The sequence below is a fragment of the Paenibacillus sp. HGH0039 genome, from assembly GCF_000411255.1.
In the GTDB taxonomy this organism is placed as follows: Bacteria; Bacillota; Bacilli; order Paenibacillales; family NBRC-103111; genus Paenibacillus_F.
Window position 1 is genome coordinate 1911508 of record NZ_KE150412.1, and the last position, 14426, is coordinate 1925933.

11 protein-coding genes are annotated in these 14426 nt (G+C 54.1%); 2 read left to right on the forward strand and 9 right to left on the reverse strand.

Annotation, left to right across the window (positions count from 1 at the left end):
- Positions 1-61: 61 nt before the first annotated feature.
- Positions 62-1450, reverse strand: coding sequence for a phytase (locus tag HMPREF1207_RS08450; protein WP_009671323.1), 1389 nt, complete (start codon positions 1448-1450; stop codon positions 62-64).
- Between the two features lie 262 nt (positions 1451-1712).
- On the opposite strand from HMPREF1207_RS08450, the gene HMPREF1207_RS08455 reads away from it, so the two are divergent.
- The gene (locus HMPREF1207_RS08455) at positions 1713-2708 is read left to right on the forward strand and encodes an ABC transporter substrate-binding protein (RefSeq protein WP_009671313.1); all 996 of its coding nucleotides are present in this window, start codon (positions 1713-1715) and stop codon (positions 2706-2708) included.
- 190 nt (positions 2709-2898) lie between these two features.
- Here the strand turns inward: HMPREF1207_RS08455 and HMPREF1207_RS08460 are convergent, their stop codons facing one another.
- Genes HMPREF1207_RS08460 through efeO form a run of 3 tightly spaced genes read right to left on the reverse strand, consistent with a single transcriptional unit; the run spans position 2899 to position 6912 of the window.
- On the reverse strand, positions 2899-4749 hold the full coding sequence (locus HMPREF1207_RS08460; protein WP_009671310.1) for an FTR1 family iron permease: 1851 nt from the start codon (positions 4747-4749) through the stop codon (positions 2899-2901).
- Positions 4730-6028, reverse strand: a complete 1299-nt coding sequence (gene efeB / locus HMPREF1207_RS08465) for an iron uptake transporter deferrochelatase/peroxidase subunit (RefSeq protein WP_009671299.1) — start codon at positions 6026-6028, stop codon at positions 4730-4732. Before efeB ends, HMPREF1207_RS08460 begins: the two co-directional genes overlap by 20 nt.
- Positions 6025-6912 (reverse strand): iron uptake system protein EfeO, encoded by an 888-nt coding sequence (gene efeO / locus HMPREF1207_RS08470; RefSeq protein WP_009671326.1) that lies wholly within the window; start codon positions 6910-6912, stop codon positions 6025-6027. Before efeO ends, efeB begins: the two co-directional genes overlap by 4 nt.
- A 236-nt stretch (positions 6913-7148) precedes the next feature.
- On the opposite strand from efeO, the gene HMPREF1207_RS08475 reads away from it, so the two are divergent.
- Entirely contained in the window at positions 7149-7541 is a 393-nt protein-coding gene (locus tag HMPREF1207_RS08475) for a VOC family protein (protein WP_009671324.1), read from the forward strand.
- A 79-nt stretch (positions 7542-7620) separates the two neighbouring features.
- On the opposite strand, the gene HMPREF1207_RS08480 is transcribed toward HMPREF1207_RS08475, so the two are convergent.
- The 5 genes from HMPREF1207_RS08480 to pruA all read right to left on the reverse strand — a co-directional run bounded on the left by HMPREF1207_RS08480 (position 7621) and on the right by pruA (position 14402).
- The gene (locus HMPREF1207_RS08480; protein ID WP_016423586.1) at positions 7621-8643 is read right to left on the reverse strand and encodes an AAA family ATPase; all 1023 of its coding nucleotides are present in this window, start codon (positions 8641-8643) and stop codon (positions 7621-7623) included.
- Between the two features lie 2 nt (positions 8644-8645).
- On the reverse strand, positions 8646-9332 hold the full coding sequence (pnuC, locus tag HMPREF1207_RS08485) for a nicotinamide riboside transporter PnuC (protein WP_009671318.1): 687 nt from the start codon (positions 9330-9332) through the stop codon (positions 8646-8648).
- Between the two features lie 66 nt (positions 9333-9398).
- Positions 9399-10169 carry an NUDIX domain-containing protein gene (locus HMPREF1207_RS08490; RefSeq protein WP_009671304.1) on the reverse strand — a complete coding sequence of 257 codons (771 nt, stop codon included), beginning with the start codon at positions 10167-10169 and terminating at the stop codon, positions 9399-9401.
- 72 nt (positions 10170-10241) lie between these two features.
- A complete protein-coding gene (locus HMPREF1207_RS08495; protein ID WP_009671309.1) occupies positions 10242-12614 on the reverse strand; it encodes a class I SAM-dependent methyltransferase in 2373 nt (790 codons plus the stop codon).
- Between the two features lie 216 nt (positions 12615-12830).
- A complete protein-coding gene (pruA, locus tag HMPREF1207_RS08500) occupies positions 12831-14402 on the reverse strand; it encodes an L-glutamate gamma-semialdehyde dehydrogenase (protein ID WP_009671322.1) in 1572 nt (523 codons plus the stop codon).
- Positions 14403-14426 lie beyond the last annotated feature (24 nt).

The following is a 14426-nucleotide window of genomic DNA, read 5'->3' on the forward strand; positions in this document are numbered from 1 at the left end:
AACAGACAGCTCCGGGCGGCCCATGCTTGTCTGCGCCTTCCGAACCTGTCTGCCTAGAATGTCAACCGTCTTTACGCGGGCTGAGCTTGCGGGGATCGATACCGTTGTCGATACGAAGAGGGGCGTGGAACGACTTCGCCAGCTTGTCCCACGACACGATTTTAAAGTTCTGATTGCGTTTCTTTCCGTTATCCGTATTTTCATCGTCCTGCGCCACGAAAATCCCGTTAGGATAAGCGGGTCCCAGGCCGAATCCGACGACATCGATTCCGTCCGTCTCCGTTGTCCCGTCGATCAGACCGTCCTTGACGGCGAAGCTGCCCAAGTACCGGTTTGTCCCCTGGCGGTTGTAAACCGCGTAGGTGCTGCTTCCCTGACTGGAAGCCATCAGGTAGCCTTTGCCGTCCGCCCCGTAATACAGCGCTAATCCTTCGATATCCGCGGTTAAATGCCCTTTGCCCGCCTCATCCACCTTGGCGTAAGGCTTCAGGCCGCTGTCCGGCTCGGCGCCGATCTTCCATATGGCCGCATCCTCTTCCGCAATGTAGATCGTTCCGTACTCGTCGTCCGCGACAATTCCTTCCGCTTGAGACGCCAGTTTGAAGTGGCGTACAAGCCTGCCTTCCACACCGGCCGATCCGGGTATCAGTTCGATCTGCTCGAATTCCCCTTCTTTGCCGAGCACAAGCGCATAGTACTTGCCGGTTTTAAGGCTGTGATAAAGGCTGAAGCCGTACACCTCGCCCATGTCCGACTTAATCGGCTTGGCCGCAATATCGGTCAGCGCTCCCGTTTCCGGGTTGATGGAGAAAACGTCGACCGTATTACTCGTCCGGTTCGTCGCCGCCGCGATGTCCATCCTCTTACCGTTAAGCTCGTATCCGTAGCGCACGTCGATGTTGTTCATTTTGCCGAGCTTGTAGGATTGGACCTGCTTGCCGTCCAGGTCATAGACCAGAATGCCGCCGCCCTTGTTGGTCGCAATCAGTTTGCTCTTGGCCGGATCATCCGGATGCACCCAGATGGCAGGGTCATCGGCCGCATCTTCCCCTGTGTCGACCGCTTCCGTTTCACCGTCCGCCGTTACCCGGGCGAGCGCCTCCCCGACAGCCGTCTGCTCCCCGCCGCCGCTGCGCAGCTTGCTGAGAACCAGCTCGACGAAGCCTGGCGGCACATACGTTTTATCTCCGATCAGTTTCACATGTCCGTTCAATTTTCCGTCCGTTCCGTTTAGCTTATATCCGTCATTCCCGATGGTAACCGAACCTTCCAGACCGCTCTGCAGAGCAAAATCAGCCGTCAGCGTGCTTTGATTCCACGTCACGCGGGCTCCTGCCTGCTCCAGCATATCCCTCAGCGGTTCATAACCTTCCTCGACCGAAGCCCAGGCAGCCTGACTGTAAAAACTTGCGGCGATCAGCAGTACGCTAAAGCTTTTGAACAGTTTCATCGTTAAGGTCCTCCCGGTTTTACCCGAATAAGCTTCTATCTTTTATTATGAAGACGGAATATTAGGGGAAATCACGGAAGGCATTAAGGTTGTGTTAAAACGCGCCTCATTTATAAACGGCTATAACCGGCAATTCCTGAGGAAAGTATTGACAGCAAGTAGAAAATGCTATTTAATAACGAATGAGAATGATTATCATAATCAATTTTAAATAAATAACCCATTCTCTATTCCTACATAATCCTTAAGGGGGAACTATGAAATGAACCGTCCTAAACGGTCCTTGTCTACACTGGCTCTTTTAATTTTTACGATTTTCGCCTTGGCTGTATCCGGGTGCAGCAAACCAGGCACGGCTCCCGCCGCTTCAACGGCTCCGAACACGGCATCACCGGCGCCAGCCGAAGCCGGTACCGCTCGTAAAGTGAAACATGCGATGGGAGAGACCGAAATCAAAGGCACTCCGCAGCGCGTCGTGATTCTGACCAACGAAGGAACCGAGGCTCTTCTGGAGCTTGGCGTCAAACCCGTCGGAGCCGTTAAATCCGGTGTCGGCAAAACGTGGTACCCGCACATCAAAGATGCGATGCAGGGCGTCACGGATCTGGGAGAGGAAGTCCAGCCGAACCTGGAACTGATCGTCACTCTCAAACCCGATCTCATTATCGGAAACAAAGTCCGACACGAGAAAATATACACCCAGTTGCAAAAGATCGCCCCGACGGTTTTTGCCGAAACGTTAACCGGACAGTGGAAAGGAAACTTCAAGCTCTACGCCGAAGCCTTAAATAAAAAAACCGAGGGTGAGAAAGCCCTAGCCGCTTACGACAAGCATGTGGCGGATGTGAAAGCGAAATTCGGCTCCAAGACATCGGCCAAAGTATCTATCGTCCGCTTCCTCCCGGGAGCCGTCCGTATTTATCAGAACGATACGTTCTCCGGCGTCATCCTTAAGGATTTGGGCTTCGCCCGTCCGGCGGCTCAGGATAAGAACGCCTTCATGGAGGTCATTACGAAGGAGCGTATGGTCGATATGGACGGAGATATCCTCTTCTACTTCAATTCCGACTACGATGATTCCAAAGGCGGCACGAAAACCCAGCAGGAATGGATGTCGGACCCGCTCTACAAAAATCTTAACGCGGCCAAAACCGACAAAGCTTTCCAAATCGATGAAATCATCTGGAATACTTCAGGCGGAATCAAAGCCGCCAACCTGATGCTGGACGATTTGGTGAAGTACGCGGATAAGCTGTAGGCCAAGAAAAATCCGAACTTTTTAATGTTTTAACGTAAAACCTATTTCATGGACTTGAACTAATGTGAATTGACCGCCTTCTTTTTGGGCGGTTTTCTTTTGGACCAAATCCTTCTTGCCTTCAGCAGCTCTAAACGCGAAAAAAAAGAACCTTCCCCATTAAAAACGGAGCAAGGTTCTTTACGAAAGGTTAGCGTTCGGTCAGAGCAGGCTCTGAAGACGCCTTACCGGATCTGCTTCTAAGCAGTTTCGCCGCTATGTAAGCGAGCAGCGCCAACTGAGGGAGCAGCGTTTCCCAGGTCGGATAAATTCCCAGCCAGCCCACGGACGGAAGTCCGGATGCGGAATGAGCAGGTACAACCGACGCGACTTGCAGGGAATGGATACTTTCCCCGAGGAAGCGGAAAACGAGGTAGTAGATAAGCGCCGACGCCGTCATAAAAAAGGGCCGGATCGGCAATTTGGCACTCAGCCGGATAATGGCAAAACCAATGCCGATCAGCAGCAGGAGCGTCACTCCGATACCGAGAAACAGCTGAGACGGCGCAATCGAAGGCGCCATACCCACGTAAAAGATCGTCGTTTCCGCCCCTTCGCGAAGAATGGCGAGAAGAGAGACCGCGAACAGCGACCATAAGCTTCCACCGGCCAGGGCGCTGCCCATCTGCCGGTCAATGTAGCTGTTCCACGCTTTCACATTGGATTTGGCGTGCAGCCAGTTGCCCACGGTCAGCATAAGAACGACGGAAAGGAGCCCTGTTCCGCCTTCAATGAACTCCCGTGTACTGCCCGAGGCAGCCTGGGAAATCATATAGGAAAGCAGGAACGCCATTGCCGCGCTCAGAAGCAGCCCGCTTCCGACGCCCGACCAGATCCACCTGCGCTTATCCCCGTTGCCGGTTCGCTTCAAATAAGCGAGCAGCGCCGAGATGACGAGAATCGCTTCGAGGCCCTCGCGCAGCAGAATAAGCCCGGCGTCCACGGCCGTGTACCGCTTCTCGCCTGTCATAGGCTGAAGCTGTTCCCGCATGGCCGCGATGACTTCCTTCGCCTTATCGCCCGCAGGCGGAACCGACATGAGATAACGCGAAGCTTCCGTCATCTGGTTTTCGATCTGCGTATAGACGGCCGCGGAACGGATTCTGACCTGGCCTTCGGCAGAAGGCCACTTTTGGATAAAAGCCTGCATCTGTCCCGCCGCTTCCGTATGATGTCCGGCCGCAATGTCCGAAGAAGCCTGGTCGAGAATCCCGATAAGCTCCGCAACGGACATGTCTGCGGGTTCCGGGGCTTTGGATACGATTTTGCCGGCCGTATAGTCGTTCACGAGCTGAATGAGAGCCGCGGTTTCACCCGCAGCCTGCTCCGGCTGTGTGGGCTCGGCCTGCAGAGCCACGCGGATCATGCTCATTTGCGTCTCCATTCCGCTGTATACGGTAAAATTATCGCTTCGGATAGCCTGCTCGACTTTGAGCCATCCGTTGTTCAACGTTTTATAGTCGTTATACGCCTGAGTTAAGTCGCCCGACTGGATGCTCGCAGCCAGCTTGGTCATGACGGGGAGCAGACTGGCCGCCGTATCCTGCCCGGACTGGCCCGTTTTCGCGTCCTGCCGGCCTTCCTTCGCATACTTGTTCACGGCCTTGGCCAGTTCGGACAGAGCCGCGGTTGCGGCCTTGGGGTCCTTATCCCCCTCAGCGACCGTTTTCTTCGCATGCGCCAAGGCCGAGTTGACATTCGCTGCCGCAGCGGTGGACTTGGCGGCCTCAGCCTGCCAAAGCTTATCGGCCTCCGCCAGATGCTCGGCGGCTTTCGTCCAGCTTCCCTGCCCGGCTTCAACGAGCGCTCCTCCGACAACGGGAAGCATTCCGTCCGCGCCCGACGCCTTACTGTCGCCGGCCGCTAAAACGGGAGAGTATCCGGTCCCGGCCGCCGTTACGCTGATCAGCAGCAGAAGCGCTGCCAGACCGATTTTGAAAACGCTCCGGCTTGCGGCCAAAGAAAGGCTGCGTTTTTTCCGTTTAAAAAAGGGTGTCGCCAATATATCCGCCCTCCTTCACGCCGGGAAAGCAGGCAAAAACCGCACTGCCGATATGCACGATATATTCATTTAGCTTATCGCTCTTGCCCAGCGCTTTCTGAATGGGAACAAACTGTTTGCGCGGATCGCGCTGGTAGCAAACGAACAAGAGACCTGCATCCAGCTGGCCTGTTTTGTGGTCTATTCCGGTTGAATAGGAGTAAGATCTGCGCAGAATTTTGACGGAACCGTCTCCTCGGGCCAGCTTGAAGTGCGACGTAGCCGGAATGACCGGCTTGCCGGAGGCGTCCTTCTTCTCCATATCGGGCGAATCGAACTCGCCCGATGCGCCGAGCGGAGCGCCGCTGTTCCTGTGACGGCCGAAGGTGGCCTCCTGATCCGCCAGCGTCGACCGGTCCCAGACCTCGATCCGCATCCGGATCCGGCGGACGACCATATAGCTTCCGCCGTGCATCCAGCCGCTTCCGTCCGCGCTGTCCGCCCACACGACCTTCTTCATCTCCTGCTCATCCTTCACATCCGGATTGCCGGTGCCGTCCTTGAAGCCCATCAGGTTGCGCGGTGTCGCTTTGGCCGGGTCCGAATATCCCGTCCGCTGGAAGCCTTCCTGCGTCCAGCGGAGGACGGCCTTGCCCCGTGCGATGCGTGCCAGATTGCGGATCGCGTGGAACGCGATCTGCATATCGTTGGCGCACACCTGCACGCACAGATCGCCGCCGCACCATTCCGGCCGCAGCTCGTCGCCGCCGAAAGCCGGCAGATCCTGGATGGCCTCGGGCTTTTTGCCCGCGAGACCGAAGCGGCCGTCGAAGAACGACGGCCCGGCCCCGAAGGTTATCGTCGTCCGGGACGATGTGAGTCCCGCCGCCTCCCCCGTATCGGAGGGAGGAAGCAGCTCGTTGCCGTCGTCCTGGCCGACCATTTTGCCCTGAGCCATGTTAGCCGCTGCGGCCGTCCATGCCTGGAAGAGCTTGCGTACTTCCGCGAGGGAAGAAGCCGTCACGTCGAATGCCGCAAAGCAGATGAAATCCTGGACGGGTGTAACGATACCCGCCTGGTGACCGCCGTAGAAAGGCACCGTGCCCTGGGGATCCGTTTCGGCTCCGGAGGCGGAAAACGCCTTTTCCGTTTTGGACGCCTGCGCCGCAACGATTCCTCCAACGCCGCCAGCGCCAAGCAATAGCCCGGCGCCGCCAACTCCGGCCAGCTTCAGAATATCTCTGCGGCTGAGCGGTTTATCGAAAAATCCTTTTTTCTGATCGTTATCGTTCCCGCTCATTTCGCAGCCGCTCCCAAAATCGTTCCCATTTGAGAAAGGGGCTCGGCCAGCGCATCCAGCAGGCGGCTCAATTTTTTCGTGTCATCCTGCTTCAATTTCTCGTAAGAGACATACCCGTCCCCTTCTTTGTAGGCGGCAAGCGCCTGTTCCAGGTCTTTGAACTTCGCTCCGATCGTTTCTTCGAGCGCCGCGTCCTTGCTCTTGAGCTTAGGCTGCAGGAGGGTGTAAATCTTCTTCGCCCCCTCGACATTCGCCACGAAATCATACAGATCGGTATGCGAATAACGCTCCTCTTCCCCCGTCACTTTGGAGGCGGATACTTCGTTCAAAAGTTCAACCGCACCCGTTACAAGCAGACCCGAATCCACCTCGACCGTTTCGATCAGGGCACGAAGCTGCTTCGCATCGTTCAAAAGACGGTCCGCATACTCTTCTTGGCCCTTCGTCGTGTTTTTCTGCCAGAGCGCCTGTTCGATGCGGTGAAATCCGCGCCAGTCTTTCTCTTCGACATCGTTCTCGCGGGCATCGATATTCGGATCCAAGTCACCGAGAGCTTCGGCGATCGGTTCGATTCGTTCATAATACATCCGGGTCGGCGCGTACAGTTTTTTGGCTTCTTCAACATTTCCGGATTTAACGGCCTTCACGAACTTTTCCGTTTCTTTGACGAACAGATCGGATTGTTCCGTGGCATACGTGCGGTAAGCGTCGAGAATCGGTTTCCACGATTCATCGCCTGCCGGAGCCGGAGTTGCCGCTGCCGCTGCCGGTGTCGCTTTGGCATCCGGAGTTGCTGAAGCACCCGCGTTTTCATTGTTTTTGGAACCACATCCCGTAAAAAGCACCGTGCAGGCTGCAAAAAGCGCGACATAACGAATCTTCATAAAAGACAACTCCTCAAGTTCTTTTGGCTGAAAACAGGATGATAAAGCATGGTTTTTCATGTCCGTTCATCACAAATTCCCAAAACGAGTATATCAACAATGAGAATCGTTATCAATATCTTTTTTTGGTAAAACGGTCGTTTTTTGCATTCTATTCCGTTAGCCCTTTTTTAAAAAAATTGACAAGAACAAATGTTCTCGTTTATACTGTTTACAAGAGATTCCAGGAGGTTTTTATGCTTCATCACGTCGAAATCAATGTGTCCGATTTGAATGAATCGGCTCCGTTCTGGGAATGGCTGCTGAGCCAGCTGGGTTACGAAACGTTCCAGCGCTGGGAGAAAGGAATCAGTTGGAAGTGCGGAGATACGTATTTGGTTTTTGTTCAGACCGAAGAACGTTTCCTGGACCTTCCTTACCACAGGCGGCGTACCGGTTTGAACCATCTCGCCTTTCACGCGAAATCCAGAGAGCAGGTAGACGGATTGACGGAGGCTTTAACGGCAAAAGGCGTCCGTGTCTTGTACCGGGAACAGCATCCGCATGCGGGCGGCCCCCGGCATTATGCCGTTTATTTTGAAGACCCGGACCGGATCAAGGTCGAAGTGGTTGCTCCCGACGACGTTTAGCGGGTTGCCCGTCTTTGTTTTGCTTGGCGGACAAAAAAAGAGAGTCCCGGCAGGACTCTCTCTCTTCCATGGCTGCGGATTATGCCAGCACTTCGGCGAGGCTGCGGTATTTCCGGTGTTTGGCCAATACGGCGTTAACCCGGGCAGCTCGCTCCTCCAGCGTGCCGCTGAGCACGAAATAAGGGATACGGCGCATGTTCAGATCCGCCAGAATCTGTTTCTGGAACAGATTCCGCTGGGCATCGCCCGACCGGTCCCACGTGTCGTCGTAAGGAATATCGGTATCGCATACGAATACCAAATCGTATCGTGCAGCGGCAGCTTCCGCCAATTCATGAAGCTTCGGCAGCGCCCCGCCGTGATAATACATCGAGAACCGCAGCGTTGTACGGGCGTCGGTATCGACGAATACATACTTATTGGCTTCCTCCGTCAGCTTCTCCTCCCTCCGCAGGTGCCCCTCCGCGATTTCCAGGAGCTGCTCTTTTGACAAACGGCGGCCGATCTGGTGCTCCGCCCAATATTCCCTCCCGTATTCGGGCATCCAATTCGTTCCGTGAAGATTCGCCAAGTAACCGGCGAGCGTTGTTTTTCCGGTCGACGGAGCCCCCAGAAACACAACCTTCGTGATCAAATCCCGATAAACGACAGGATCTACATAACGGCGCTGACCGTACGGGTCGTGACGAACCCGTGTGCCGGAGACAGGTACCGTCAGACGGCCGGGATCTACCTGCCTGTTATGCGCACCCAGCGCGGCACTTACATGTTCTCCGTATTTTTCGCTGGAATAGAAACGCGTAATCTTTCTGCCGCCGAGCATGGCGAGAATGTGCTCTTCGTGCATCCTTTGAATCTCAGGCGTATACCCGTTCTCTACCGGTCCGTCCCAGGCTTCAATCACTTCAACGCCGGGATACAGCGTCCGTATCCATTTGGCCCGTACCGGGAGCGGAACATCCGTGACATCCGGGCTGTCATAGATGAGCACGATCACGTCGTCGTTTTCCTCTATCGCCGTCTCAATCATCAATTGGTGCCCCTTATGAAGCGGAGCGAATTTCCCGAGAGTGAGTCCGGTAGTTTTCGATTGCGTATTCATTTTCATGCACCTCTTTCCGTGCTGTGAGGATTTCCCGCAGGCTCCGGGGTAAGACGAAACCCTTCCGCGGCGGTATAGTTTCTTTTCCACGTAATCAGTCCGGCTATCGCGATGATCAGGTAGATCAGATACAAGAACGCAATCGCATCCAACCCCTTGTAGGCGTACATGCCGATCGACAGCACATCCACCGCAATCCAGACCGTCCAATTTTCCAGAATCTTAGCCGATAAGAGCAGCTGGGCAATGATGCTAAGCGTAGCGATACATGCATCCGCATAAGGGATGGAGGCGTCGGTATACTTGTGCAGAACATATCCCCAGCCCGCCGTCGCGCCAATCAGGAACAGAACCAGAGGAAGGATCAGCCACGGCGCTATTTTCCTCGTCGGACGCACGCCCGCTCCTCCTCTTTTTGTGAGCCATACGATCCAGCCATAGATGCTCAACAGGAAAAAGAAAACTTGAAGCGCCATATCCGCATAGAGCTTTACCTCCCAGAACATATAGAAGAAACAGGCCACATTAACCAGTGAAATCGGCCACGACCATATGTTTTCTCTGGCCGTCAGCCAGACGCAAAGCAATCCTGTCGTTGTAGCTGCGATTTCAAAAGCCGACGAAGCAGTCAGCCAGGCAACCGTCAGCATCGCGGCAAGCAGCACAAGCATGGTTCCCGTTTTTTTCATTTCATTCCCTCCAAATAATTAATTTAATAATATTATAATGACAATATCAAAACCTAAAAGAAAAGCCTAGCTGTACAATGACAGCTGAGGCACATCTCCGGTAAACCGGTAAAGCTGAGCCGCACGCTGTGAATAGCGGTTGGAAAATTTGCGCTCGCCCCGGGAATCCCTCGCTTCCTCTATAATTCCTTTGCGGCTTTGAGTGGAGGTGATTTTGCGGATAAAATTTTTCTCCTCAAATTCCGGGACAAGCGTCCGGATAACTTGATAGAGCTCGCTGATCGTGAATTCTTCGGGAAGAAATTCCTTGGCGATAATCGTCGTCAGCATCTGCCTGCGGACTTGATCCAAAGCGTCTTGAAGAATCTGCTTGTGATCGAAGGCCAACTCCATCCGGAGCGCCTCTTCTACGGAGAAAAGCTTAACATCGGCTGCGTCATCCGCTGCCTGACGCCCCGCCAAATACTGTTCATGCACCAGCGCGAAGAAAGCATGCGAGATAATCCAGCCTCGCGGATCTCGGCCAGGCGTGCTGTATACATTGAAGTATTCAATGTGTACCTCCTGGACTCCGGTTTCTTCACTCAGCTCGCGCTTTGCGCAATCGTAAACGGTCTCCGTCTCCTTGCAGAAGCCTCCGGGAAGTGCCCATTGGCCGGCGAACGGCCAGCCTTTGCGTTGGATGAGCAAAACCTGCAGCTCCCGGTGGGGCAAAGATTTTTTGGCCGTGCCGCGCTCGGTCGAAGTGATCGTAAAAATCACGATATCCGCGGGAGCGCCGTCCGGGGTTCTGTATTTGCCCGCCGAGTAATTCTCGTCCTCCAAATTCGGGTTCATGTTTGCACCTGCCGTTTCTTAGAGAAAAGAAATATATCGTCAATTTGATATTATCATTATGACATATTAAAACTAATTGTCAAGGTGTGTTTCTCCTCTTTTTTCTATAACAATCAAACAAGTGCTGTCCGGAAGCGGAACGGATGCGCCCTTCTCGTCCATAAAAACGACTTTGCCCGCAAGCGCGTCTGTATAACCTTCTTGCAGGAAGTGACGGAATTCCACAACAACGGCTTCCGGTCCCAGCACCTTTCCGATGAAATCGGCATAGTCAGAGGGCGTAAAGTAACCGAACTGCTCCTGCACTTCGTGAACGTAAGCTTCCTCCCCCCACGTGTACGTGTAGAGAAACTCCATGGCATCGTTCACCGGCATCACCACATCGCCGTTTTCCAAATACTCGACCTGTATCTGCCTGCCTGCAAAATCACCCGTATACCGCATCAGCCACTCTTTGTCGTCTTGGGCCAAAAAACGAATGCGCCGTTTCATCTCTGCGGGTTCCGTCATAATGCCGTCACGGATAATGATTCTCCCTCCTACGGCCAGCACATCGAAAGCGCTGCGCAGAGCGGCTGCCACCGTATCCCGGTTGAACCTTGAACCGTTCCATTCGATGTAAGAGTACAGTTCATGTAGGATGGAGGAGAAAATAACGGTTCCGACAGTGCCAGGATGCACGTAATCTTTCAAATTGAGCGCGTCACCTTTCAGAACCTCCCAACGGTGTCCTTCAAGCTGTTTCTTGCGGTTTAACGCTTCAATGACATTCGTGGAGATGTCAATTCCGACCGGCTGCTTATCCGGCAGCCTCTGCTCGATCAGATCCAGCATAACTCCGCCGCCCGGCCCGATATCAAGCACCTTTTCCCCCGTAATGAACTCCAGCATTACGCTCTTGTAATCGGCGGTCCGGTTCATCGTCTCCAAATACTCTTCCTCGTTATGAAACCGGTCGTAGGCGTCACGTCTCAGTTCGAAAAGGTCGAACAAGAGCAATACCGCCTTCTCATAAAGAGGCGATTTCTCCGCTTCCATACAAAACTCAATGAGTTTTTCGGCGGCAGCGGAAAATTCGAAGGTGAAGAACACCGTGTCCGCAGCCGACGGGCTGCGTTCTACCTTATAGGCCAGGTGCGGGTTCACCGGCGCCCCGCTCGACCCTATATGTTCAAAGGCAAGCTCACGAAGAAACTTTTCGATGATGCGTTTTTTATACACATTGATTTTCTTCACGCCCTTGTAATCGTAATACATGGCATTCATCAGCCGCTCGAAGCTGATATGATGGACGGGTTCATCCGTCATAGTCGCTGCCGAGACGGTGTTTGCTCCCGTTTGCAACGCGAGCATAAATACCTTTACGACTTCTTCCAGGCTGAATTCCTGAAGCGCGGATTCCACATACCACAGCGTTTTTCCCGCTAGAGGTTGCAGCGCTCTTTCGAGGGCGTATCCGGGGTATCGGAATTCATCGGCTTGCTTGGTCCGTGCGGCTTGTCCGGCTTCCTCATCTTGTCCGGCCTGTCTCATTGGCCCGTCATAGTCGTTTGCCCCCGCTTGCTCGGCTGATCCGGCTTGCCCGGTCTGCTCGGATTGCTTGACCTGCCCCGTCCCCCCGTCAAACGCTTCGCCGACAAATACTTGCCCGTTCGGCGGCATCCTTTCTCCCGCTTCGTCCACTCGGGCGCGTTCAATCGCCTCCAGCCTTTCCGCTACTTTCTCGTATTCGGCTTCGAAGTTCTCCCCCTGGCGGATGGAGCCGCTCCTCAGTTTACGCAGCCGCTCACGGACCGACCATGCTCCGGGTTGCTCTCCGATGGAGATATGCGACGCCAGCTCCTCCACTTCGCTTCGCACCGTGTTCCACAGTTCGGGCGAAACAGCGCCGATGATGCTGTGATTCAAAGGAAGCAGCAGGCTTTGAAGCTCTTCGGGAGTCAGAAGCCCCCGCTTGACGATCTCCGTCAAAGGTTCATTTCCTTCAAAGGGGACTTCGCCCCGTATATACTGGCCGATCAAGCCGTGCGTTGCGATCAAGCTACGGATCACGAGAAGCTTGTCCGTCCCCGTATCGCCCATTTCGTTAAATCGGTCAAAAAGCTGCGCGGCCCCTATATTATGAACAAACAAATTGATCCCGTCGGCCTGCCACTGCATCCGCTGGCGGACCGTTCCGCCTTTGGCCGTTTCGGACCAAACGAGCACGGTTTCCAAAATTTCTTTCACCCAGAAAGAAAGCTTCAATCCGTCCAGAATGCGCAGAGTTCTTTCCACATAATCCAGTACGGGGTTCGCATCCGCCAACTCATGAATGGAACGGATTCTTTCCAGATTGACGATCCGCTCTTCCGCCGAAACGAGAAAACGGAGCCAGGTATAAGCAGGAACCGGAGGTTCTGCGCCCCGACGGTATGCTTCGATCGCTTTTAGTGAAGTAAGCATGATTAGATCCTCGCTTCCTGTGAAAACAAGATAGTCGTTATAGCAATCATATGATGTTTAACCCAAAGGGGAAAGATTTAATTCACCCGATGAATAACAAAAAGACGGAAAGGAACTTCCGTCCCTTCCCGTCTTCTATAGTGAAAGCAGTCTTTCCTAAAGAGTCCTGTGGTCTTCGCGGTGCTTTCCGGTGCGCATAAGCTTTTCGTGACAGCCTTACAGTTTTCTGGAAGTCAGCTTAGCCTGCGTGAACAGAAGCAGATAATCGTAGCCGCCCGCTTTGGAATCCGTACCGGACATGTTAAAGCCTCCGAAAGGATGAACGCCGACTAACGCGCCCGTACATTTGCGGTTAATGTAAAGATTGCCGCAGTGCATGTCTTCAAGAGCCGTTTCGATGCGGCTTTCGTCTTTGGAGAAGAAAGCGCCGGTCAAGCCGAATTCGGTATCGTTGTACATGGCGATCGCTTCTTTCCAGTCTTTCGCTTTCGCGATGGCCAGGACGGGACCGAAAATTTCCTCCTGCATGACGCGTGCCTTGCCGTCCACATCGGCAAATACAGTCGGCTGAATGTAGTAGCCGTTTCCTTCGGCCTTGCCGCCGCCCGTAACGAGACGGCCTTCTTTTTTGCCGATTTCAATATATTCAAGGATTTTATTGTACGAGTTCTCATCGATCACGGGACCTGCGGCGTAATTTTCATCCTGGAGGCCGATCTCCAGCTTTTTGGTCAGCTCCGCAACCTTCTCCACAATCTCGTCGTAGACGGACTCCACAACAACGGCGCGGGAACCGGCCGAGCACTTTTGTCCCTGGAAGCCGAATGCCGAAGCGGTAATGGCTGCCGCTGCCGCATCAAGATCTGCGGTCTCATCGACGACGATACCGTCTTTGCCGCCCATTTCGGCGATAACGCGCTTAATCCAGATCTGGCCTTCCACCGTTTCGGCAGCCAGACGGTTAATGCGGAGGCCGACTTCTTTAGAACCGGTGAAGCTGACGAAACGGGTTTTCGGATGCGTCGTCAAGTAATCGCCGACTTCGGCGCCGCTGCCCGGAATGTAATTGATTACGCCGGCCGGCAAACCGACTTCTTCCATAAGAGCCACGAACTTGTGAGCGATGACGGGCGTAGTGGACGCCGGCTTCACAAGCACCGTGTTGCCCGAAACGACTGCCGCAGTAGCCATACCCGCGCAAATCGCCAGCGGGAAGTTCCACGGCGGAATCACCACGCCTACTCCCAGCGGAATGTAAGTCAGGCGGTTATCTTCGCCGTCGAGCTTCGTTAGCGGCTGATGCGTATTCGTCTCGCTTAAACGGATCGCTTCCCTCGCGTAAAATTCCATGAAGTCGATCGCTTCCGCCGTATCCGCATCGGCTTCCGCCCAGTTCTTCCCGGACTCCAGGACCATCCAGGCCGAAAATTCATGCTTGCGCTGTCTCATCAGCTCCGCCGCTTTCAGCAAATACTCGGCGCGTTCGCGCGCAGGCACCTTTTTCCATGTCTCGAAGGTAGACAAAGCCGTCTGCATGGCGCGCTCTGCGAGCTCTTGTGTGGCCTTGCTGACGCGGCCGATTACTTGGTCGATGTTCCCGGGATTGATCGAGACAATTTTGTCCTCGGTCGTTACTTTATCCGCCCCGATATGAAGGGGATATTCCTTGCCCAGCTCCTGTTTAACTTTGGCTAGAGCCTCCTGCATCGCCTTCTTGTTATCCTCTTGCGTGAAATCCGTAAACGGCTCGTTTTTGAACGGGGCAATTGTCGTTTGGTTCGTAGTCATAATGGCACCTCTCCCTAATAAAAA